This is a genomic window from Sphingobacterium sp. SG20118, assembly GCF_044740685.1.
Classification (GTDB): Bacteria; Bacteroidota; Bacteroidia; order Sphingobacteriales; family Sphingobacteriaceae; genus Sphingobacterium.
Genome location: NZ_CP172826.1, coordinates 1,729,554 through 1,752,710 on the forward strand (window position 1 = coordinate 1,729,554; position 23,157 = coordinate 1,752,710).

Consider the following 23,157-nt stretch of genomic DNA (forward strand, 5'->3'; position numbering starts at 1 on the left):
CATAAATTTATGCGTAATTGCCTTATAAAAGGACACGTTCTATCTTTACACAAATTAAAATTATAATTATGTTGAAATTTACGTTTTTAATCCGAAGAATTGCAGGAATGAGTATAGAAAATTTTGTTGATTATCATAGAAATCATCACGCATCATTATTTATGTCTATTCCTGAGGCAAAACAATATGTAAAGAAATATGTTGTTTCGCACCCTGAAATAATAGCAGGTTTTCCAATACCAGCGTATGACGGTATTACTGATATTTATTTTGCCTCAATGAACGACTTTAATAGCTTCTTTGTAAGTGAAAACTACAAACAAAAAGTCCATCCTGATGAAAGTAATTTTATTGATTTGAATGACGTGGTAACTCTCGTGTCCAATGAATTAGTTGTTGTAGATTAATTAGAAAACTTGATGATTTTAACCTGGTTTTCCACCAATGATTTATCTTTACGTTTACCTGGTCGGGTGGGGACTACAACTGTACCATATTGATTGTCAAAATCTTTCATGGGTTACTTCAGGACCGGTTCATATTTATATGCTTTGACTACCGCTACTTTCAGATTATCAGGAACAATGGCTTTGGGCACACCTCTCAAAACCTCCAAGCAACAGCTCAGCGCGTAAAGAAAGTCGGGTGTTTGTTGGTATCGTCCTAGTAAGTACATATTTGATTGATCATTTGTGCTAAGTAAATTTTGTTGATATGAATACAGCACAAGTAAAACGGAGTCATATGCTCTCCTTATTTGAAAAGTGGTGAGGCAGTGGTCATCACTTTACATTTGGGGATCCGAAGACGGACTTTTTCAGTTGTTTCACCCACTACCTCCAACTATTGAGGAAGCTCGAAAAACTGCGCCCGGATTGGTTAATGTGATTCACTTGAAAATTTAGGTCACTAGATTCAACACGAAGCAGCGACAGTAGTCAATAATGAACTAATTAAATTTTCGAGTACAATCAAATCATCTAAAGTATTTAACTAGAAACAAAGAAGTTGAAAATAATATTTAAGGCCTGGATCGTTATGGATCCAGGCCTTATTATTACTTAAACTATTTTAAATGGCTTTTCACCGCTAATTATAATGATAACCATTAGAAATCCATGACAATCAGTTTATATAAATATGCTCATTAGCCCATTGTTCTATTCCAACTGTTGGAATATTATTGCGATGATTAAAAGTAACTTGCATAGGCCATGTCACACCAGGATGTGTAAATACTAACCGATACCGGTTAAATATATTAGCGGGATCATCCTTCAATTTCTTTTTCAGGAATTTGTGATCCCACAATACGCGTTCGAACCTAATATTAAACAATCTATCCATCTTATCTCCAATTTCTTTAAAGGATGCTGTTTCTCCGGAGACAAATACCACTTGATCGAGTATTTCCGGTCGATGAAATAAAACTTCAACAGAAACGGCACCAATATCTTCACAGGATGTTAGCGTCAACGAATGCTGCCAATCGCCTAACGCATGTATGACCTTATTTGACAAATCTATAACGCCGAAGTCTTCACGAAACAAGAAGCTAGTTATCATTCCTGTCGATATTATTATCCAATGGGTTTTTTGTTGCTCCCGAAGCAAATCCCTAACATCCAGCTGCTCATCAAAAACTGGCTGCGCACTCCCACGTCCGATCTTGTCATAATCGGCCCCAAATTGCCACGGCACATATTTTCTCACCCCAGCCTCCAATACCGCTTTTGTAATCTTTACCTGCATACCAGCTCCAATTGAAAATCCACTGCAACATATTACGGTATCGTACTTCCTGAATGTTTCTGCAAGACTCTCAATACTTTCTAAAACTAAATCCACCGCTTCAACCGCGATTCCAGCGAACTTAGAATGTGGAGCATTTTTATCTCCAACGCTTAAAGGTTGGACCAAGACTCCAATAGTAAATTGCCCATTATTTGCTTCCTTATATTTATAAAGACTTTTTAACATAGCAATTCCCACCTCACCTGTACCAATAACTAAAAATGATTTTTCCATAACTCTATTAAATTTTATAATACAAAATTATAGCGAAGGATGTAGTATCAAGGTGCAAATAAACCTGTATTAGTTGCAAATAAACTATCTCTTTCTATATTCAATAGGAGTGCGTCCGGTTAATCTTTTATAAAAGTTTTGGAAATGAGAAGTTTCCTGAAAATGCAAACACCACGCAATTTCCTTTACACTGTGATCTGTATGTCTCAGAAATACATTGGCTTCCTCTATTATTCTTTCGTGAATAATGGATTGCGTTGTCTTACCAGTCGACTTTTTTAATACATTATTGAGATTATCTACAGTTGTATTCAATAGTCCTGCATAATAAGAAGGTGATTTACTTATAAGCATTTTCTCCATGTTGATGTTTAAGAATACATTTTCAAGCAGCAAGAAAAACAGGTTCTCAAGATTTACATCCTCTGTTGTTTCGATTTTATAAAATCGTTCATCAAGTTTCTGCACATAATGAACAATATCGAAGACCCTGTTCCTGATCAACTGTTCCTTATAAGGGTAGTCGGACTTATAGTCCGTATCGATTTGGTTAAATAATAACATCAATTCTTCATATTGAATTTCAGACAATGATTTTACATAAATGTCTTTGTTTTTGAAAATAGGTAATATTGGAAGATTGAATTGGTTCGTTCCTCGAAGAAAAGTATCGCTACAAACACAATATTTACCAAAAAAATGTGGATCATTCGTCTTAAATGCAAATCTTGCCAAGGGGGCGCTAAAAACAATACTATACCCCGAGATAGGAATTTGTGTTGACTTAGATTGATAAATGGCATTTCCGCTTACCAATGCAATCTTATAAAAAGGTTTTCTTTGGAGTTGCTTACAAGCAGATAGGTCTTTTTGAAGATCTTTCCATAATATGAAATCGAAATGACCCAGAAAACTTTCCTCATGGATTTGGGTACGATCAACGTACTGAGCATAGAATGTTTCAATATCTGAAATTCTCATATTTAAATATTTAGATGCATATGAATATAATTAGGCCTATGGTATTGGTCTAATACGGTGAATGCTTTACAGTTTTCTGAGAGTTATATTTATAAAATTAAGAGTTTTCTTGCATCTTTTTATATTTTTTTCTGCAATTTTTCCATCGCTTAATTAATGGCTTTTCTGAAGTATGTGCTAGTTATGTGGCTTAAGATTGAAATGTAAACCTATTCGAAAAAAGCTGAAAAGATAAACAATAATTGCGATGACTATAACATTGACTATCGAAATCTTGAAGGATCTTAAAAGTAAAGGATACAATATCTTGAAGTTCGATAACAGTGTGGACGATGTAGTTCAGCATTTTGTTCCGACAAAAGAAAATGACCTATGGACATTTATGGGTGAGTTCAGCAAGGATTCTGCTACCGTAGTTATCGAGTAGATCTTAGATGTGCCCGAAGAAGTGTTAGAAGGAAAATTCCTGAGAGTTTTCTAATTGATGACCGATTAATTTAAAACGACGAAAGATGAATTTAAAGCAAATACAGCAAGAATATATAATCAAGCATCCTACAGCTGTAAAAACAGGTAAGAGCAGAGCACAATTATCTTTTAGACAGATTGCAGGCATCCGTGAGTCTGCCTTTAACATCTCCCAATTGTTCACGTTAGCGGATCGCGAGCATATCATCAAGCAGGGCTTCGCACGATGACCAGATATGATAGCAGGGGAGTTGGCGCTGCTCAAGAAGAGATTGATAGATTAGAGCGTAGTAAGAATTTATTTTTTATGAAAAATATATGGTACCCGCATGGTTAGATAAAAAAAGAGAAATACCTTCTGATGTACGAGCGCTCATAAATTTAGCACGGGAAAACAACTGTTGGATTTTTCATATCCGTACAAGGATATTTTATATACCAGATGAGTTTATGGCGCAAAGGACATTATTGTATACAGAAGGGATAAGAGGGCTCAGTAACAATAAAGAATTTGCGGTCAAAAGCCCTTATGTTGCCATCAAGCAGCGTGCCGAGTAGATCAATAAAGCAAATGAAGAGCTGCAATCCATCTTAATAAAGCTTGAAATCTATAAAGCCGAGCTCAAACCCAAACCTCAGAAATAGCCTACTTATTGAACTAGGCCTTTTTACAAAAAGATTCTGTCCAAAAAGGTCAACCTCTTTCATTTTTGCTCGTACCCTCTCACTGGTGGGTATCCAAATATTCAATTCTCAGGTGACTCGTCTACCAATTTAGACGGCTTCTTCAATTTATAAATAAAGGTCTCTTTATTTTTTTAATGTCCATATTTGGGTTTTACCTTCATATTGCCCTAAGGCATCATTTTGTTTAATATCTATTAATTTGTAATCCTTGCAAGGCGAGCTCTCGTCAATCTTTGCAGCGTACGTAATTTTGTCTGTTACTCCTGGCTTAAGCTCAATGTAAAATGTTCCATTTTCTACTTTGTCTAAATTTACTGCTAAGAATTTCTCATTTTTAATAATTGTAAATGAAATTGGCATTGTCTGATCATTTGCCAATACTTTATACATTTTAATATTCTCAGGTGGATATATTGGATTATCTACAAAGACTAAATCCTTCCCGCTACCATCGACATAATTAATGTTAGCTACTAAAGCAACATAAATATCAGGGCAGGCAATAATCTCTTCATCATCTTTACAAGATACAAGGGTAACGAGTGTAATCGATAAAATTAGAAGTTTCAAAAATTTTTTCATATCTAGTTTGTTTAATTAGTTATGTGTTGAACGTAACCAGTTGTCATTTAGCTACATTATCTATCGGAAGTCAATAGGCACCATTTCTTTAAGATCACCAATTGTAAACTCCATAAGGTATCGCCCTGGCTGCAATTTGGGAACATCAATTATCTTTTGTAGGCTACCTTCATAAGTAAAGGATACAATATCCTGAAGTACTACAAAAGAAAATGACCTATGGAGATTTATGGGTGAATTCAGCAAGGATTCTGCTACCATAGCTATCGAACAGATTCTTGATGTGCCCAAAGAAGTGTTAGAAGGAAAATTCTTGCAGGTTTTCTGATTAATCTATTAATTGTAAAAATTAAACAGATTAATTTTTTTCCAAATTCTTCTGGAATCATATGTCCCAGTGTGGCATTTAATTTTTTACTGCTGTACCAAGTTCCGGTATATTCAAAAGCGATAAGCGTTGCATGTTCTTTATAAGTAAACCCTTATTGATATAAGTAAACCCTTATTGATATAAGTACGCGGTTTCAAATTGTTAGGATGGTAAAAGATATTTTATTTAACGTGGTCTTGAATTCTCTCTATATTATTATTGACCTGCTTTTTAACATGAGCGGTAGGAGTCGTTCCTGTCCATCTTTTGAAGGCACGTACAAATGCGCTTACTTCATTATATCCGAGCATCCAAGAAATTTCTTTAATCTGAAAAGATTCGTCTTTTAAATACATTAAAGCAAGGTTTTTACGAACATCATCAGCTAATGCCTGAAAATTAATCGCTTCACTTTTTAATTTACGCTGTAGTGTGCGTGGACTGATGTTAAAGTTGCATGCGATATCTTCAAGGGTTACCATTTTCAGATAGGAGTTTGCACGTAGATAATTGTAAATGCGTTCTTTCAGTCCCCGTTCTGCTGCATGGTTGTTTTGCCAAACTACCTCTTCCTTAAGAAGGATTTGCTGATGTTCGTGTTTGGATGTTATAATTCTTTCATCCCAGTAGCCTATATCGAATGAAATTTGGTTGCTTTCTGTATTTTCGTCCGGCTTGCAGCGCATAACCCGTTTATATTCCTCATGGTTAGTCAGCGGTCTGGCGAAGCTGACTGAACTTGGAACAAGTTTTTTAAACAATAATCCATCAAGTTCATGTATTACCAGAACCATTAAAAGATCAATAGTTTGGATGTCAGATATATTTTGCTTCCAGTCCTGATTGGTTGGTTTAAAATCTACGGAAAAATGATCATCGTCCCGGAAGATTGTAAGTTTTACCGATGACGAGATTATGTGGGCCAATGGTGCTGCGTTAGTGAGTGCTTGACCTACCGTTTTGCTTGTTTTTATTATTTCTCCGACTATGCCTAATGCCTGGAGCTGCAAGGATTCACCAAAATGAAGACCAAACATTTCGTCCTTACTCATACATACTGCATTGATCCAGACATCATCGATCTTTTTAGCTGTAAGTGGATTTATTAAAATTGTTAGCTCTTCTATAGTGATTTGTGATGCACGCAGAAGTTCGTCTGCTGTCACGTCTCTTTGAACTGCGTATCCGATCAGTCTTGATATAAAATTTTTAACTTGGTCTTCCATACTTGAAATATCTAGGAAGCTAAAATATCAATATAATAGATAAAAAACTATTTGACGCGAAATGATAATCAGATGTCGCTCAAAGATAGTTTTAGCTTCGGTTTAAGTACGAACTTTGATTGAAATACTAAATATAAGATATTATGGGAAATCAAGAAAAACAAATAGTGGTAGAATTTTGGACCTCAGTAAAATCGCTCGATCTTGAAAAAATTGGGCAACTATTGACTTTAGATGTTAACTGGTCCCAACCTGGCGTCAATATGATCTCTGGTTTGAAGTGTTCACAGCAAGAGGTATTTGGAATGGTTGGAAAAATGTTCGAAATTTCCGATAACACTTTACAATTAAATGCTTTTAATTCAATTAGTATTCACGGTAACCAGGTTGCATGCTTATTACATTGGACGGCCGAATAAAATTCAGGTGAAAAACTCGATGTGTATAATGTTGATATTTACACGGTCGAGAACAGCAAAATAAGCAAAGTGAAAATCTTCTCAGCAGACGAGGAACACGAAGATCGCTTTTGGACCAAGTAATTACAATTTAACATCAGAGAAATTTTCGGACCATATCTGTCCGGTACTTAACATTCTAACACTCAAAAATATGAAAGTAATTGAATCTGAAAATCCGCTTGATGTAGTCCTGAGATATTATTCTGCATTGAGTGAACATAACATTGAAAAGATAATAGAAATGTTTCCTGAGCATACCGATTGGCATGTTCCTGGTAACAAGTTTCTTGCGCCCTGGTTGGGAACTAGAACAACTCGTGATCAGGTTCGAGAATTTTTTGAACTACTTTGGCATAGTACAGAAACTGTCTCTGCAACGATTGATCATATAGCTGTAATAGAAAATGTGGTAATCAGTTCGGGAAGCTTTGCAACACGGATGTTGAAAACACAGAAAGTTTATAAATCTCTATTTTTCACTGAAATAACCATTGTTGAGGGGTTGATAGTCAAATACAAACTTTTGGAAGACACATATGATCTGGTAATGGCTTTAGGTAAATGATAAGTTGAATTTTACTTTTTAAGTATTGACCTTCTTCCAAAAAACAGGTCATTTTGAAAGTATAGAATCCGGGGTTGAATTACTAATTTTTAAAGTTGTGAAATACGAAAAAAAGAGCAACGTAAGCTAAGCTTCGCATGAGCTTCGGTCGATTTACCGAACCACAAATCGCCTTTGCAATCAAACAATCCGAGACTGGCAATCGGGTGGAGGAAGTCTGCCGTAAGATGGGTGTCAGCGAAGCTACATGCTACAATTGGAAGAAGAAATACGGTGGTCTAGTAGTTTCGGAACACCGAAAGCTTCGTTAGCTTTATGAAGAGAATATCCAACTGAAAAAATCTTATGGGCGATGTTTGTCTTGACAAGAAGTTGCTTTGATGCATTCTAGTATAAGGTATTGTGTATTAGTCCCTGTTAATATCTGTGGTTAAAAATTAAATTTACTATTTTTTCATAATAGTAGTATTTGTACTACACTTTGTATTGTGGTATTCGAGATGTGAATGGAAGTTTAAGGCGTAAATTATCCGCTCACATTATGATTTAATAGTAATGGACTACCTAGATTAAAATCAATTTTATCCTTTGCTTTCTTCTTTCGTTATTTTTTCAAATATTTCATTTAATGCATCTTCCATCACCTCGGCTGTGTCTACACCGCTTTGATTGGTAATAATAAAAGCACTTAAATTGTATTTTGGAATAATATAGATATAACATTGGGACCGTGGCACTCCACCATGATGTATGTAAAATGTACCTAATTTTTTATCATCAGTGACAATATTCCAAAAATATCCAATGCTGAACCCAGGACCAAACTTGACAATTGATGTATGTGACTCAGCAACGGTTTTATTATTTTTCAATTGAAATTTAATATATTTAACCATATCAGGTATTGTCGATTTCATATTACCGGATGCCCCCCAGGGTAATTGTGGCATTGGAGAGGTGATGATACTATTATCACTGTGGTAACCTACTGCAAGCTTTTTGACATCCTGATCAGAAAGGCTGATTTTTGTGTTCTGTATTGCAATACTTTTAGACAGGTAATCTGTTAATAGTTTTTCATATTTTGTTTTATATACTTTTTCTAAAATAAAAGCTATAAGTTCGCTGCCTGCACTAGAATAGGAATATTTATAACCTGGAATCGTATCAATCTTGACTTTATGGAGATCTCTTAGAAAATCTTTTTGTCCAAAGTTCTTATGAAGTTCATTGATTTTAGCCGGAGTTTCATAGTTGGTGAAATCCTGAAGTATTGCATTTGCTTCCAGCGGAAGCATGTTTGGAAAGCCACTTGTGTGTGAGAGCAGGTGTTTTACAAGAATTGGCTGACTTCCATATTTTAGATTTGAATAATCTTCCGGTAGATATTTTTGGATTTCATCTTCAATATTCAATTTATTTTCACAAACTGCCTTAGCAGCAAGTGTCCCTGCAAATGTTTTACTTAGAGAACCAATTTCATAAATTGTTTCATTATTAGGGCAATTATTTTTCCCTTTCTCTAATTCTCCATAGTGACCGATGTATTCATTTCCTTGATAAACTATAGCGATTGAAGTAGAATGAATTAAAGGTTTTTTAATCATTTTATTTGCTACGCTTTCAATTAAAAGATTAATATCGATTTTTTCTTCCTCTGACGACTGAGCCAAGCAAAAAATAGACGATAGCAAGAGAATAAAAAGGACTATATTTTTCATAATTTTTAATTGGTTATATTTTTTTTATAATTTATTTGAATATCAAATACTCTATTTACTGATAAGGCATCTTTATTGCCAGTATAAAACTAGTCTATTTTTGACCTTATAACAATAGTTTTTGTCGCTTGTTCCAGTCCAATTGGCATGATAACCCAAAATAGAGGAGGGGATATTGCAGGTAACCCTATTAGCTGCCTTCTTCCAAAATGAAGTCTTCAGAGTTTTTAAAATTATATCCCCAATACATTTTATTTCAAGTTATTATAAATTCCCCTCATATCTTTAATAGTTTATCATTCAAGAGGTGGATTTCCTTTTTTAACATCTCTTAAAAACGAGCATCAATAAAAGTGCATCTTTTTGTACTTAATTATCAGAAACTTATTTGTTAAACCCTTCTGCTAAACTTTTGATCCAATCTATAGCAAATTGAGTGGGTTCCATATTGATCGAGATGGAAAGGTTATGTCCAAAGTTATGGAATATTTTGTAGTCGAAATCTTTTCCCTGAGCTTTAAGATCTTCTAATTTTTCAATAGATAATCTTATAGGAACTTGGATATCTTTGTCGCCAAAAAGCCAGAGTCCAGGAATTTTTAATTTCTTAAGAGATTTTACAGGGTCGGTATTTACAAACCGAAATTTGTCCGGTGCATTGCTGATATGTTGGCGTACCTCTGACTCAGAATGCGTATCCCAAAAATGGGGATTACCATTCGTGAAAAATTGAAAACGAAGCTGTTCAAGCGTAGGTATTACAGGACCACTTAATAATACTATAAAATCAGTTTTTTTATATTTATTTGCGGCTATAGGTATTATCCAGCCAGCTTGACTGCCTCCCATAAGACCCACTGGGACATTGTTGTCCTTTATAACCTCTTTTAACGTTTTTAATGCTGCCTGCACATCTGTCGCCAGTAGGTTGAGATTATAGGGGTCAATGTTGTTAGTGCCGACTTCGGGACCAGCATATTCACCCTCTGACTCACCAACCCCTCGTTTGTCATAAGTAAGGACAGAAATACCATTATTAGCTAAAAATGTTGCTAATGCAGTAGACCTCAATTCATGACCAGATCCATGAACAATAACTACACCTGCTTTCGGATTTTTGGCGGCATAAATTGTGCCCGATAATTTAATCTTTTTGCTATAAAAACTGATAGGATTTATAGTTGTAGATTGAGAATATAATGTCAGTGATGTTAGCAGAAATGAAAAAAACAGCCATACTTTGCTAAAAGCGAAAGAAATACGCGTATTGATGATTGTCATATTCGGATTTTATAATTTTATTCAATAATATCTTAATATTAGGGATCTATCAAGCTGTTTTCGGTTAGTGTATTGATATTACTCGGTGAATGGAGGTGTTTTTTAGGTAAACGACAAATTTTGAAATAGTATAAGCTTGAGTATAAAAATACGTTAACGATTACTTCGAGCGTTTTAAGCCTCGATGCAGTACAACTGCTAACATACTTATGATAGGTTACGGCCGTGTATAGTTTTTTAGGTTCCATGGTTTTATCATGTTGGTTTATAAAGATCTCCATTTTAAATCGGAGCACCACTTATATCTATTAAATTTTCTTTTCAAAATAAAGCCTTCCCGACCCATTTTTGGCTTCAAGTGATAAGAACATATACACAGTATCGATTTTAACGACGAAAATCTAAGGAAAAAAATGTAAAATTGTGAGATGATTGCACAATTGCCTAGCATACAATAAACAGGTAGCTCAAATCATATAACAGCCAATATCCATAACATATCAAAAATATAAAGAGAAATTTTGAAACCAGCTACCTTACAGATCGTGAAACTACAGACAGAACGGCTCACCCTTATTCCGTTTACCACAGAAATCTGTACTCATATCTTAAATGAAGAATTTAAATTTTTAGATAAGCTAGGGCTTAAAAAGGGTAGAAGTTGGCCAGATATAGATGTTATAGAAACGCTACCTAAAATAATCAAAAATCTTTCAGAAGTATCAGCACCTACAGGATTCGAATCATGGATTGTCATTAAAAGCGAAACATCTGAAATAATTGGAGACGTTGGTTTCAAAGGGTTTAATAAAGAAGAAAGCAGTGCCGATATCGGTTACGGTATCATCACTGAAGAAAGAAGGCAGGGCTATGCCGAGGAGGCCGCTCGAGCACTTATCAAATGGGCTTTTTCGAATGTCATATTAAACGTAATTACGGCAAAATGCCTTATTGAAAACAATAGCTCTATCCATCTTCTGAAAAAGTTGAATTTTAAGGAAATCAATAAAGATGAGGAGATGTTATTATGGTCCTTATCGCGAACTAATACTTAATTTTGATTGCTTAACATAGTTGCCAACTATCTCAAAGTTTATAACTTTGCATTATGCAAATCACCCCTACATACGATAAAAGCCAATTGCGCGAATTAGCTTCTAAGATTTGTAACAGTTATTAAAATCTTATCATTTATTAAATTCGAAGATTTATCAATTGCTGTGAAAGTCAATTCAAAAACTCCCCCTACAGTTGGGTTGCCAGATAATTTCATTTGCTCACTATCAAAATGCAACCAGTCAAACTGGTTGTGATTTGATTTGTAAGTTAACTGTTTATCATCTATGTCTTTAAAGTAATCTTTAGGGATGGATATTTCGAATTCCTCTCCAACTTGGACTGTTATGTCATGAGGTGAATGATAAACAAATGGTTTAAATAGTTTTGACGTATTAACCCAAAATATATCCGACTCTGTTAATCCTTTTTCTGCGATTTGCAGTCGAGTAAAAAACAGAAATTTATTGTCAATACTTACAAAAGGTCTCCGATCCCAATCTTTGGAATTAATTGTTGAATCAACTATTTGAGGCTCAATCCAGTTATTATTAATATCACGATAACTAATGTATAAATCCACACCTGTCTCATTGTCCGTATATCTACAAAAGATGATGTAGTCTTCCCTTGGAGAAATGAAAACACTTTCCTCATCATTAGTTGAAATAAATTCAGAAATAACATTCACGCTGCTATACTCATTATCTATTATTTTTGAATAGAACAGATCAGCGGTGTGGCAATTTTTCTTTTCATCACAATTCCTATTTGAAGAAAAATATATTGTACCATCAGAGGTCATACAAGCATTAGCTTCCCTGCTTGTTGAATTCAATGGTTCTGCTATTTTTTTGGGAAAAACCCACTCATCGTTTATCTTTTCGATTATCCAAACATCGGTGTATACATTGTCTGTATCAGATTTACTTTGCGTATAAAGTAAGGATTTACCATTAGGTGAAAAATAGGGGAGATATACGCATTGATTTTTTAACGGTTCAAAAATCTTGAGTTCAGTCCATTTTTCTTTAATCCGTTTGGAATGAAAAATTACTCCACTGAAATCATCTTCGTTCAGTACACCAAATGCTAATTCTTTTGCGTCAGGAGTGAATGAAATACCATGCTCCAATCTGCCTTTCACTGAAACTATGCCTGGTGCAAAAATCTCAGGAATAGAACCAGGATAGGTTTGCCCAAAATAATTAGTCTCGTCGGTAGACAGCTTACAACTGGTCAATAACAGAATGAGTGGTAGTATTATTTTAGTCATTATGGTTCAATTTTGAAGTATGAACTTGCAAATAAAATTGGCAGTATGCGTTAATCAGTTTTTTTAAGATTTTCTAGGGTGGCTATTAAAGTTTAGATGCTTTCTTCCAGTCTTCTTTAAGAATACTGTACACGTAAGTTCCTTCACTCTCTCCATAAGACTGAATGTTATAATTTCTTAAAAGCCCTTCTTTAATAGCACCAATTTTTTCTATAGCCTTTTGCGATTTCAGGTTCTTTACATCTATCTTAAACTCTACCCTTCTTAGGTTTAAACTGTTAAAACAATAATCAAGCAGCAGTCCTTTAGAGATCCTATTCACCCCTGTGCCTTGAAATTGTTGACCGATCCATGTCCATCCTATCTCCAATCTTTTATTTTGAAAGCTAATATTCCCAAACATGGTTAATCCTATTGGAGTATTGCTTTCCTTTCTTATAATTATAAGTGGATATAGTTCTTTTTCTTTTTTTGAATTTAGACAAAAATTAAAATAATCTGTTAAGTCAGATCTGTTTTTTACCCTTGCTCCAAATTCGCCAAGTTCTTTATTGTAGCTTATGGTTTCTATATTGTCAATATCATTTATGGTCAATGGGCGCAATAAAATTGATTCATCTTCCAGAATCAATTCAGTAGAGAAAAATTTTTCTATGTTCATTTCTTAAAAAGGTCTATGGTATTAAAGTACAAAAAAATCTACGTATCCATCGATACTGGTGTAATTATTTTAATCGCGCCATTCACTTTGAACCTTACCTTCCCATTTCCTCCATTCACCGAGTTTTTTGTTGTGTTAGTCTATTTGCCATAGGGTAGGGATGGATTACGCCCTACTTTTGAGTCAACAATTACGAATAGAAAATTAATAATATAAATAAAGACATTATGAACACTTTAGCAAAAACATTCTCAGCAGCAGCTTTGATCGCAGTATCTACTTTCACTATGGCAGCAGTCAAACCAGCAGTAAGCAATCCAAAAACTGCAGCAGTCAATCTATCTACAGCAGACCTAGCCATCGATCATTACGTTGCCGTAATGACAGCAGGGCAGTCGGCAGGAGTAGAGCAATTGTTCGCAGCAGATTTCAACCAAAAAGTACAAGGATCGGACGATAAGACCAACACCCGTTCAGAAGTCATTTCATTCTTGAAAAAACAGAGAGGAGAGCAGCTGAACTGTAAAACGAACACCACCATCATAGAGGAGTCAAGCGATTATATGGTAGCAAAAGTAACCCAACAATTTGAAGGGTTTACCAAGACCGATCTTGTGACTTTGGTCAACGATGGCGAGACTTGGAAAGTAACACAATCTATCAATTCGTACAAGTAGATATATTATAAAAATAAAGTATATTAACATTGGATAATGTATTGAAATAGCTATAATCAATTGTTCATGGTACTAAGCAGTAAACCAATCATATTAATTTTAGCACTATTCAATTGGCATTAAACTGGTTCAGTAAAGGAAATGAGTTAGGGCTGAGATTAAGCAATGGAGAATATGATTATTATTATTAATGCCAACGATTTCCTTGGACTCAAAGATTAAGCTCCCTCTCAAGCATCTTCAGCTTAGATTTCTGAAAAACTAAAAAAAAAGTGATAAAATCCTAAAAGATAACAGTGGTTGGAGAGATCAAATATCTCGTTCAATGTGCTATCGTTTTTTGTTAATTCCTCCGGGGCGACGAGCTGTATATACTGAAATGTTTCTGTTCCATTGTTTTTAAGATTTCTTTATTGTTGGTTTGAACACCACTCTAAAATCTCTTTATAAATCATTTCAATCTTGTTATTCGGATTTTCGTTATAAAGTTTATACAGTTCTGTGTTGAACGTTTCAGATTTTGGAAACCCTTTAGCCATCATTTTGTTGTTGATATGATCAATAATATATTTTAAGCTATTTTGATCATTAGCATAGGTGTCTGATGCGTATAAAATAAAAAGCCCCCATGTCATGTATTCATCAAAAACCTTAACTGGATTGAAATAATGCATAGTTGATTTATTTGACGTGTTAACCCATAAATTTCTGTTATTGAATATTGTATCGATAGTGCCCTTATATTTATCACTCAATGGCCCCACATAATTATGGTCGATCTCAGTAAATATTACTCGACTATTCATCGCAATATTTAATACTTTCGTCACTTCTTTATCATTCCTAATCATTGGAAGATATAGAAGCATTTCTTTAAAATTATTGTCCTCGAAGGTAGTAGTCGCATTTAATCCTCGAATAAGAGGAGAAGTTAAAACCCTATAACTATTTATTTTATAATCAAACTTTTTCTCCAACCATTCTTTCTGTTTATCAATTTCCCCATATTTCTCGTAATCCTGCTTGATTCTATCATAGAATGGTTTATTTTCAGCATAAAATCTTCTAAAATCAGTCACAATTACAAAATCTTCCAGCTCTTTTTGATATTTAAGCATTGGATCTTCAGAAATTTCTACCGTTCCCACACCTTTTGCTGGAAAAGTATAGATATTGGTTCTGATAAGTTTATTTTTGTTGAACGCGAAACCATTCGCATTTGAAGATAAAAAAATATAATAAATTATACTCTCATTCAGTAGGGAGTCTACTATTCTTACAGCCTTATGATCTCGATAAGGAGCAAAACATTTAATAACATTATCATAGTATTCACTATCGTGATTAATTAGATTGGAATCTTTTAATCCGATATCAGTAATCGCCATAAGGACATGGGCTAGCTCCTGAACTTCATTTATTTCTATAGTTACTTTTGCATCATTTATTTTTATGAAATCTTCTGAGTACCTCACCTCTCGTTCCTGCCCGAAGAGTGTTATAAAAATAGAATGTACTATTGTAAGCAATATGATTTTTTTCATACAATCGTTTTTTTGAGATTAATTAGATTAATAATTTTAAAATAGGATTTTATTAATATATCAAACATAATTACTCCGATAAGAAATTTGCAGATAATATACAAAAAATTAGTCTGGTGTTGCTAACTTAGTTGGCAGATTAAGTTAAGAACAATAAATATCTGAATTTTGAACAATGACTAAATTTCGTAAAAATCGACATCACATTTACAAAACGCACCTTGAAACCTTCTAAAAAATTGACTTTTTCATTCAAACGTGTCTGTTTTTAATGTGATTCATGAGACGCTTCGCTTAGTTTTTTTAACACATCCTGAATCATCTGTTTATCCAAACTCAGATGGGCAACAAGCTTCTTCAGTTGAGTATTTTCTTCTTCAAGTTGGCGCAGTTTTCGGAGTTCTGAAACTCCTAAGCCAATGTATTTCTTCTTCCAATTGTAGCATGTAGCCTCGCTGACACCCATCTTACGGCAGACTTCCTCCACCTGGGTACCCGTCTCAGGCTGTTTGATTGTAAAGGCGATCTGAAATTCTGTAAACTGACAGAAGGGAGCTCATGCGAAGCATAACTTTCTTCGATCTTTATGAGTTTGATTTTCTTTTAATAAGGTCCATCCGATGATTAGAATTATTTGTTAAAAAATGTGGTTCAACGTTGTAAACAAGTTTCTACAGTAAATCCTGCTAGCTCAATTGCAGTGTCAATGATTTTTTAAATAAGATATTTGTACTAAGAAGGGCGTTTTCATTTTCACCTCCATCGTAACTTTAAATGCTTTATATTTGAGTTATGATTGTAAGCGATATTTTTTACGGCAATTTCGAACTTGAAGATATACTTATTGATCTCATACTCTCGGAGCCAGTTCAACGATTAAAAAATGTTCATCAGGGAGGTGCCATTTTTTTGGTCTCTCCAAATATTGGTCACAGCAGATATGAACATTCTATTGGTGTTTTGCTTCTCGTGAGGAAACTTGGAGGTAGTCTGGAAGAGCAAATTGCTGCCCTTTTACACGATGTCTCCCACACCGCTTTTTCACATGTTATCGATTACGTCCTGCAGCATAAAGGAGAAGATTATCATGAGCAAATTTTTGAGGAAGTAATAGCAAACTCCACTATACCATCTATACTTGCTAAAAATGGATTTAGTACTTCTTTACTGCAAGATCCGAAGTATACCCTGCTTGAGATGCCACTTCCTGCGCTCTGTGCGGACAGGATAGATTACACCATTAGGGATTTATATCATTTTGGACTGATCAATATTGTTGACGCGCATGAATTTATAAATGAACTTGGTATTCAGGATGGAAAGATTGGTGTTCGGAATGAAATGGCAGCTTCATGGATTATCAGTAAATACATTCAGCTCAACAATGCGTATTTCAGAAAACCGGAACATATATTTGTCAATACCAAGCTTGCTGAATTGATTGCTCTTGGACTGGAAAAAGGTATTCTTATTTTGACTGATCTCTGGAAAGATGACCCAACAGTTTTAGCAATAATAAAGTCTGATCCTTTTCTCAATTCAGCACTTGAAAAAATAAAAAGTCTTCAGGATTTCAAAAGTTTTTCCGAGTCTCGAGCTGGAAAGATTTTCAAAGAAAGAGTCCTGAAACCTATGGTCATAGGTAGTACTTGAAAAAAATCTTTTACACCTCAACTAGGTACCTCATTAATCTTATTTAATAATTTATATCTGCCCATTTCGCTCATAAATTGGTCAGAATTACTGTGCGCACAGAGCACGAAACCTTATTTCATAACAATAATGTTACAAAAAACACTTCTCCATATACTATAGTTTTATTTAAAACGTTAATTATTTGGTAATGGTTAACGTTTTAATGTAAATCTTTTCATTAAAATACTTTTTATTAATCGTTATCGACAATTTATAGATGATATAAACTTAAAACCTTCGTATGAAATTTAGTACTACCCAATGTAAACTATGGTTGTCGTATTATGTACCATCCTTGTTTTTTTTGCATGTCCTATTAATTATTCCTGGCGCTGCGACAGCGCAGCAAAAAACGATCATCGGGAAAGTGACCGATGCGGTGGCAAAGTCACCTTTACTCGGAGTTACTGTAAAGCTTGACGATCAAAAAGGCACGACAGTAACGACAGATAAACAAGGTGGTTTTGTATTAGACAATGGGGCAATAGGACAATCGCTAACTTTTTCATTTTTGGGATATTCCAGTCAGACGATAAAAATAGATACGCGTACAAGCTATACAATATCTTTAGCACCTGTTTCCAATGTGATGGAAGAAACGGTTGTGGTGGGATATGGCCGTCAGAAAAAACGAAATCTAACAGGAGCTATTGTTTCTGTGGGGGCTGCTGAAATTGAGAAAACAACGTTACAGGATCCTATTTCCGTTTTACAGGGACGAGCAGCTGGCGTGCAGGTATCATCCAATTCGGGAGCACCTGGAGGAGAGATGAGTATACGCGTCCGGGGAAGTTCTTCGCTGAATTCGGGTAATAATCCGCTTTTTGTTGTGGATGGTATTCCACTTGAATCCAATTCTATTTCTTCTTTAAATGGCACTGAAAATTCAGGTCTAAATCCAATGGCAGATATCAATCCAAGCGATATCGCCTCCATTGAAATATTAAAAGATGCAGCATCTACAGCAATTTATGGTTCCCGGGCTGCCAATGGAGTTGTGATGATTACCACAAAACGGGGTGCAGCAGGTAAGCCGGAAGTAATATTGAATGCAAATGCGGGGGTTAGTTCCTTGACACGCAAACTAAGTGTTTTGAACGCCAGGCAATATCGAGAAGCAGTTTTGGACTCTTATCGTGGTATGACAATTCCAGAAGACCCTTTCTATACGATTATAGATTCCCTCAACCCCATGAACAATGGCGATGTAGACTGGCAGGATGAGTTGATGCGCACAGCAAAACAGTATAAGTTAGATCTCTCTGTAAGGGGAGGGAATGAAGGAACAAAATATGCATGGAGTTCATCCTATTTGAATCAAGATGGAGTCATATTGAATTCGAATTATAAACGGTTTACCTCCCGACTGAATGTTGACTTTACGATTTCAGATCGCGTGAGAATAGGGCAGAGTATTTCCTATACAAACGCGGTAAACAATCGAACGAATGCTGCAGGGTCTGGGAATTTGAGTATTATCAGGAGTTTATTGGTAAGACCACCAAATATGTCGATGTATTTGCCTGATGGATCACTGAACGGCTATATGATTGGACAGCGCAATCCTGTCGGTATGGCTTTATTTTCAACCAATCTCAATAAGAGTAATCGTATCATTGGAAGCCAATATCTAGAAATTGATATTTATAAGGATCTTAAATTCCGGAGCAATGTGAATCTGGATTATATTTCAATGAAGGAAGATGAATTTATGCCATCTATATTGGACTATCGCGAAGGATACAACACCGGTGCTGTACGATCTTCTGGAAATCTTACTTGGGGGAATGAGAGTTACTTCACCTATACAAAAAATGTGGCGGATAAGCACAATATTGGGGCGGTATTTGGGATGAGTTTTCAGAAATGGCGTTATGACAGGACAGGACTTGACGGAGAATATTTTCCAAGCGATGATATCCGTACTCTAAATGGTGCATCTGTGATTTCAAATCAAGGCGTAAATGTCGCTTCCGAACATGCCATGCTTTCCTATTTTGGTCGGGTTACTTACGATTATGAGGGCAAATATTTGTTGGAATTCAATCTTCGTACTGACGGTTCTTCCCGCTTTGGCCGTGATCGACGGTTTGGTTTCTTTCCCTCTGCATCCGCAGGATGGCGTTTCGTGGAAGAAGAAAGTATCAAAAATTTGGGCTGGTTGAGTGACGGTAAACTTCGTTTTAGTCTCGGAAGTACTGGAAATGAAGCCATCGGCGATTACACTTCAAGAGGAGAGTTTACCTTAGGAACAAACTATTTGGATTTTTCGGGCGCTGCGCCAACAGTGATGCCCAATCCGAGCCTCACTTGGGAGACTACCCAGCAATATAATCTGGGTTTAGAACTTGGTTTTTTTAAAAATAGAATCCTGTTTTCAACAGATGCGTACTTGAAGAAAACAAAAGATCTGTTGTATAATGTACCTACCCCCGGAACTTCCGGTTTTGAATATATTACACAAAACATAGGGTCGATTGAGAATCGAGGCTTGGAATTTAGCTTACAGACCCGTAATCTAGAAGGAGCTTTTCGTTGGAACACGAATGTAAACATTAGCTTGAATAGGAATAAAGTGACCTCATTACCTAAGAATTTACAGACTAACGGGCATATCCAAAACGGTAATTTCCATATCCTGCAAGAAGGTTTACCTATTGGAGTATTTTATGGTTGGAATTTTCTTGGCGTGTATGCCCGTGATCAAGACAATACAAACAAGCTAACCAACGGTGCCAACGGAGCTGTATTTGTAGGTGGTGACCCCATTTGGAAGGATGTCAACAATGACAATATTATTGATGAGAATGACCGGGAAATTATCGGATATGCAGAACCTAAGTATTTTGGCGGGTTCTCCAACGATTTTAGCTATAAGAACTTTCATCTGAATGTATTTTTCCAATATGCTGTCGGTAATCAGATTTATAGCGAATTGAATCATCAGCGAAATTCAATTGTTCGTTACAACAATCTATCTACCGATGCCCTTAATCGGTGGCGGGAGCAGGGAAATCAAACAGATTTTCCTAGACTGATTCGGGACGATCCAAAACAGTCCGATAGTAGAGTACAAAGTAGATGGGTTGAAGATGGTTCGTATCTCAAATTAAAGAACGTCAATTTAAGATATTCTTTTGATTCAGCTTTGAGCAAACGTATCGGTCTGCGCAAGTTGGATGCTTTTGTTACCGCTACGAATCTGGTCACCTGGACAAAATACACTGGCTTTGACCCTGATGTCAATTCCTATTCCGGCCTTCGTGTAGGATTGGATGAAGGTTCTTACCCACAGAGCCGCACATTTACGTTTGGTTTAATCTTTGGACTTTAATAAATAACGATGAAAAAATTGTATAAATACATATTTTGCTCTATTCTTATTCTATCTGTTACCAGTTGCTCCAATTCGTTGCTGGATAAGGAACCGATTAGCAATTTTTCTGGTGAAGGGTACTATAAAAAGCCCAGTGACGCCCAAGCCGGAGTCAATGGAATCTATAATGGTCTACAAGCTCTTTTCCGTCAGAATTATGCATATTGGGGCGAGGGCCGGGCTGATAATGTTGTGACCCGTCATGCCGGTGATCCTGCCGCGCTGCAACAAAATACGTTAACGCCAATTATCAATTCAGCACGGTGGGATAATTTTTACACCGTTATATCCCGGGCGAATTACGCGATCAAATATATTCCGCAAGCATTTGGGGCTGAGGATAGCGAACTTAAAAAACAATTACTCGGGCAGGCACATGCGTTGAGGGCACTAGCTTATTTTTACTTAGTTCGGATCTGGGGGGAGGTACCTTTAGTCATAGAACCTTATGAGGGTTTGGATCAAGATCTGTTTGTCCAAAAGAATACGGAGGCAGAAGTATTGGCTAAGGTGGAAGAAGATTTGATGCTAGCGGCGGAGAATTGTGCTACAATTTATTCAGGTGCCGGCAATCGCGTATTGATTACCAAAGGGGCTGCTTATGCTTTTCTGACGCAGCTCTATATGTGGGAAAAGAAATATGCGCAGGCGATAGAAATGTCCGAAAAAGTACTCGCGGATCCACAATATACATTGGTATCGATCGAGGATTGGAATAATATTTTTGTAAAAGGGAGCAGTGCCGAAAGTCTTTTTGAAGTCGGCTACAATGAAGTACAAACCAATAACCTCCGTGCGTGGTATGCCATGGGATCAGATAGTGACTATGTACCCAGTACATCTTTTATCGCTTCTATCGAATCTGGAGATCTTCGCAAACCACGTATTTACGATGTGTCCCAAGTACAGCCACGTAAGATATGGAAGTTTTTTGGGCAGGAATTTAATGATGAGAGTCCAGAACCTTCGGCAGGTAATATTGTATTAACCAGAGTAGCTGATATCGTTTTACTAAAGGCCGAAGCGCATGCAAATCTAAACCAGACCGTCGAAGCATTGGAATTACTTAACCGTATCCGCCTGCGTGCAGGACTCTCCGCTTTGGATCAAAATAAAGCCAGCATCCAATTTGGAAGCTTACTCAAAGGCATTTTGCATGAAAGATCCATAGAGCTATGTTTTGAAGGACATCGGTGGTTTGATCTTGTAAGGACTGGAACTGCCATTTCAACGATGAAACCGATCAATGGCCTCTCGGACAAACGAAATCTGCTGTGGCCAATACACGAAGGCGAACTACTTAAAAATCCAAATTTGAAACAAAATGAATTCTATAGATAATCATATGAAGAAGATCAAATATATCGTTACTTTTTTTCTGTCCAGTTTTGCAGTGGTGGTTACTTTTTTTAGTTGCGAAGTACAGGACAGCTTTGAATACGATTACGCAGAAGACAATAGCAAATTAAATATGTCTGCATGGACCTATATCCAAAAAAATGACTCTTTGTCTTCCCTAAAAGAAGCAATTGTGCTAGCTAAGGATGAAGCATTATACGAACGTACAGAGAAAGCGACTTTTATCCTACCCACGAATCGCGCGTTTAAGGCATATTTAGAAGAAAATAATTACGACGCCATTGGTGCAATACCGGTATCCATAGTGAAAGATATGTTGCGATATCATATTGTAAAAGCAGTAGTGAATTTTAATGATCCCGCGTTGGCTCCAAAGAACAAGCCCATTGCATATCAGACTGAAAAAGGTCAGATCATGTATTTATCCCATACCGGTACCTATGTAGGGCTCATCAATGAGGGAAACCAATAAGCAATGGCAAATCCGCACGTCAAATCTTGTTCCGGACAATGGTATCATCCATATCGTTGATCACATTGTTTTCTATTCCGAGATGGCAAAATAGACATATTGTTCCTGCATTTCCATAGTATAGCAAATGAAGGAACTTATTTTTTTTTGAGTATGATAAAAGTACTGAAATTTGCTCCTAATGTATCTTTTTAAATCTTGATTTAGAAATTGGGAAAGCATAAGTTGGTTGATAAAGTTCTTTGAGAAAGGTAGTTTGAAATTGCTACATCGTTACCTGTACCCGTCAATATTGGTAATCAGATATCTTTTTTAATACCTTTCTCGATAATCATCATGTCCCAACATTTAACAGTTCCCTGATTTAGATAATTCAAATCTTCTCGCGATATAAATGAATTTTTATTAGAGGCTGATACACCTAATTCTCGGGCTAGCTCTGAAATATTTTTCCTGTCTTTACTTAACTCCACAGCACGTTCTTTAAAGCTGCGATCGTATTTTTTACGGATTTTAGTCCTCATTTCAAAATTAAGATATTTATTGTTCTTAACTTCATATGCCGACTAAGTTAGCAACTTCACACCTAACCTAACCAATACTTCCTAGGTAATTAAAAATTAGCCAATTCTAGGGATTTTTTTCATCACATTTATGGCTGACCTTTGTTC

The 23,157-nt window shown here is 35.8% G+C and carries 22 protein-coding genes and 2 pseudogenes; 13 read left to right on the top strand and 11 right to left on the bottom strand.

All coding sequences use genetic code 11. The annotated features are described in order from the left end of the window. Positions 1 to 68 precede the first annotated feature (68 nt). The gene (locus ACFX5U_RS08120) at positions 69 to 407 is read left to right on the top strand and encodes an EthD domain-containing protein (protein ID WP_400263023.1); all 339 of its coding nucleotides are present in this window, start codon (positions 69 to 71) and stop codon (positions 405 to 407) included. 718 nt (positions 408 to 1,125) lie between these two features. On the opposite strand, the gene ACFX5U_RS08125 is transcribed toward ACFX5U_RS08120, so the two are convergent. Beyond that, the gene (locus ACFX5U_RS08125; RefSeq protein ID WP_400263024.1) at positions 1,126 to 2,028 is read right to left on the bottom strand and encodes an aromatic alcohol reductase; all 903 of its coding nucleotides are present in this window, start codon (positions 2,026 to 2,028) and stop codon (positions 1,126 to 1,128) included. Between the two features lie 84 nt (positions 2,029 to 2,112). After that, entirely contained in the window at positions 2,113 to 3,009 is an 897-nt protein-coding gene (locus ACFX5U_RS08130; protein ID WP_400263025.1) for a helix-turn-helix domain-containing protein, read from the bottom strand. 247 nt (positions 3,010 to 3,256) lie between these two features. Between ACFX5U_RS08130 and ACFX5U_RS08135 the strand changes: the two genes are divergently transcribed. The 3 genes from ACFX5U_RS08135 (at position 3,257) to ACFX5U_RS08145 (ending at position 4,035) form a co-directional block, all read left to right on the top strand. Continuing rightward, complete coding sequence (locus ACFX5U_RS08135) at positions 3,257 to 3,436, top strand: hypothetical protein (RefSeq protein WP_400263026.1); 180 nt, start codon at positions 3,257 to 3,259, stop codon at positions 3,434 to 3,436. Positions 3,437 to 3,521: 85 nt separating this feature from the next. Next, positions 3,522 to 3,707 carry a hypothetical protein gene (locus tag ACFX5U_RS08140; protein WP_400263027.1) on the top strand — a complete coding sequence of 62 codons (186 nt, stop codon included), beginning with the start codon at positions 3,522 to 3,524 and terminating at the stop codon, positions 3,705 to 3,707. Positions 3,708 to 3,795: 88 nt separating this feature from the next. Further along, positions 3,796 to 4,035, top strand: coding sequence for a hypothetical protein (locus ACFX5U_RS08145; RefSeq protein WP_400263028.1), 240 nt, complete (start codon positions 3,796 to 3,798; stop codon positions 4,033 to 4,035). A gap of 252 nt (positions 4,036 to 4,287) precedes the next feature. Here ACFX5U_RS08145 and ACFX5U_RS08150 read toward each other — a convergent pair whose 3' ends face one another. Further along, complete coding sequence (locus tag ACFX5U_RS08150) at positions 4,288 to 4,746, bottom strand: hypothetical protein (RefSeq protein ID WP_400263029.1); 459 nt, start codon at positions 4,744 to 4,746, stop codon at positions 4,288 to 4,290. 552 nt (positions 4,747 to 5,298) lie between these two features. Next, positions 5,299 to 6,342 (bottom strand): AraC family transcriptional regulator ligand-binding domain-containing protein, encoded by a 1,044-nt coding sequence (locus tag ACFX5U_RS08155; RefSeq protein ID WP_400263030.1) that lies wholly within the window; start codon positions 6,340 to 6,342, stop codon positions 5,299 to 5,301. A gap of 143 nt (positions 6,343 to 6,485) precedes the next feature. Here ACFX5U_RS08155 and ACFX5U_RS08160 point away from each other — a divergent pair, with 143 nt between their 5' ends. The 3 genes and pseudogenes from ACFX5U_RS08160 to ACFX5U_RS08170 form a co-directional block, all read left to right on the top strand. After that, entirely contained in the window at positions 6,486 to 6,761 is a 276-nt protein-coding gene (locus ACFX5U_RS08160; protein WP_400263031.1) for a hypothetical protein, read from the top strand. Between the two features lie 193 nt (positions 6,762 to 6,954). After that, complete coding sequence (locus tag ACFX5U_RS08165; RefSeq protein WP_400263032.1) at positions 6,955 to 7,368, top strand: nuclear transport factor 2 family protein; 414 nt, start codon at positions 6,955 to 6,957, stop codon at positions 7,366 to 7,368. A gap of 137 nt (positions 7,369 to 7,505) precedes the next feature. Next, positions 7,506 to 7,746, top strand: a pseudogene (locus ACFX5U_RS08170) (transposase); the annotation flags it as partial. A 203-nt stretch (positions 7,747 to 7,949) separates the two neighbouring features. On the opposite strand, the gene ACFX5U_RS08175 reads toward ACFX5U_RS08170, so the two are convergent. Next, the gene (locus tag ACFX5U_RS08175; protein ID WP_400263033.1) at positions 7,950 to 9,089 is read right to left on the bottom strand and encodes a serine hydrolase domain-containing protein; all 1,140 of its coding nucleotides are present in this window, start codon (positions 9,087 to 9,089) and stop codon (positions 7,950 to 7,952) included. A 384-nt stretch (positions 9,090 to 9,473) separates the two neighbouring features. Beyond that, positions 9,474 to 10,370, bottom strand: coding sequence for an alpha/beta hydrolase family protein (locus ACFX5U_RS08180; protein WP_400263034.1), 897 nt, complete (start codon positions 10,368 to 10,370; stop codon positions 9,474 to 9,476). A gap of 521 nt (positions 10,371 to 10,891) precedes the next feature. Here ACFX5U_RS08180 and ACFX5U_RS08185 point away from each other — a divergent pair. Further along, complete coding sequence (locus tag ACFX5U_RS08185) at positions 10,892 to 11,425, top strand: GNAT family N-acetyltransferase (RefSeq protein ID WP_400263035.1); 534 nt, start codon at positions 10,892 to 10,894, stop codon at positions 11,423 to 11,425. Between the two features lie 95 nt (positions 11,426 to 11,520). Here ACFX5U_RS08185 and ACFX5U_RS08190 read toward each other — a convergent pair whose 3' ends face one another. Both ACFX5U_RS08190 and ACFX5U_RS08195 read right to left on the bottom strand, forming a co-directional pair. Further along, positions 11,521 to 12,702 carry a putative Ig domain-containing protein gene (locus ACFX5U_RS08190; protein ID WP_400263036.1) on the bottom strand — a complete coding sequence of 394 codons (1,182 nt, stop codon included), beginning with the start codon at positions 12,700 to 12,702 and terminating at the stop codon, positions 11,521 to 11,523. A gap of 85 nt (positions 12,703 to 12,787) precedes the next feature. Beyond that, the gene (locus ACFX5U_RS08195) at positions 12,788 to 13,363 is read right to left on the bottom strand and encodes a GNAT family N-acetyltransferase (protein WP_400263037.1); all 576 of its coding nucleotides are present in this window, start codon (positions 13,361 to 13,363) and stop codon (positions 12,788 to 12,790) included. A gap of 227 nt (positions 13,364 to 13,590) precedes the next feature. Between ACFX5U_RS08195 and ACFX5U_RS08200 the strand changes: the two genes are divergently transcribed. Further along, on the top strand, positions 13,591 to 14,040 hold the full coding sequence (locus ACFX5U_RS08200; RefSeq protein WP_400263038.1) for a nuclear transport factor 2 family protein: 450 nt from the start codon (positions 13,591 to 13,593) through the stop codon (positions 14,038 to 14,040). 410 nt (positions 14,041 to 14,450) lie between these two features. Here ACFX5U_RS08200 and ACFX5U_RS08205 read toward each other — a convergent pair whose 3' ends face one another. Together ACFX5U_RS08205 and ACFX5U_RS08210 are read right to left on the bottom strand one after the other, a co-directional pair. Continuing rightward, positions 14,451 to 15,584 carry a DUF4932 domain-containing protein gene (locus tag ACFX5U_RS08205; protein WP_400263039.1) on the bottom strand — a complete coding sequence of 378 codons (1,134 nt, stop codon included), beginning with the start codon at positions 15,582 to 15,584 and terminating at the stop codon, positions 14,451 to 14,453. A 298-nt stretch (positions 15,585 to 15,882) separates the two neighbouring features. Further along, positions 15,883 to 16,128, bottom strand: a pseudogene (locus ACFX5U_RS08210) (transposase); the annotation flags it as partial. Positions 16,129 to 16,376: 248 nt separating this feature from the next. On the opposite strand from ACFX5U_RS08210, the gene ACFX5U_RS08215 reads away from it, so the two are divergent. The 4 genes from ACFX5U_RS08215 to ACFX5U_RS08230 all read left to right on the top strand — a co-directional run bounded on the left by ACFX5U_RS08215 (position 16,377) and on the right by ACFX5U_RS08230 (position 22,486). Next, positions 16,377 to 17,237 carry an HD domain-containing protein gene (locus ACFX5U_RS08215; RefSeq protein WP_400263040.1) on the top strand — a complete coding sequence of 287 codons (861 nt, stop codon included), beginning with the start codon at positions 16,377 to 16,379 and terminating at the stop codon, positions 17,235 to 17,237. A 283-nt stretch (positions 17,238 to 17,520) separates the two neighbouring features. Next, positions 17,521 to 20,613 (top strand): SusC/RagA family TonB-linked outer membrane protein, encoded by a 3,093-nt coding sequence (locus tag ACFX5U_RS08220; protein WP_400263041.1) that lies wholly within the window; start codon positions 17,521 to 17,523, stop codon positions 20,611 to 20,613. 9 nt (positions 20,614 to 20,622) lie between these two features. Continuing rightward, a complete protein-coding gene (locus tag ACFX5U_RS08225; RefSeq protein ID WP_400263042.1) occupies positions 20,623 to 21,996 on the top strand; it encodes a RagB/SusD family nutrient uptake outer membrane protein in 1,374 nt (457 codons plus the stop codon). 4 nt (positions 21,997 to 22,000) lie between these two features. Next, positions 22,001 to 22,486 carry a hypothetical protein gene (locus ACFX5U_RS08230; RefSeq protein ID WP_400263043.1) on the top strand — a complete coding sequence of 162 codons (486 nt, stop codon included), beginning with the start codon at positions 22,001 to 22,003 and terminating at the stop codon, positions 22,484 to 22,486. Positions 22,487 to 22,785: 299 nt separating this feature from the next. Here the strand turns inward: ACFX5U_RS08230 and ACFX5U_RS08235 are convergent, their stop codons facing one another. Next, positions 22,786 to 23,010, bottom strand: a complete 225-nt coding sequence (locus ACFX5U_RS08235; protein WP_400263044.1) for a transposase — start codon at positions 23,008 to 23,010, stop codon at positions 22,786 to 22,788. Between the last annotated feature and the right edge of the window lie 147 nt (positions 23,011 to 23,157).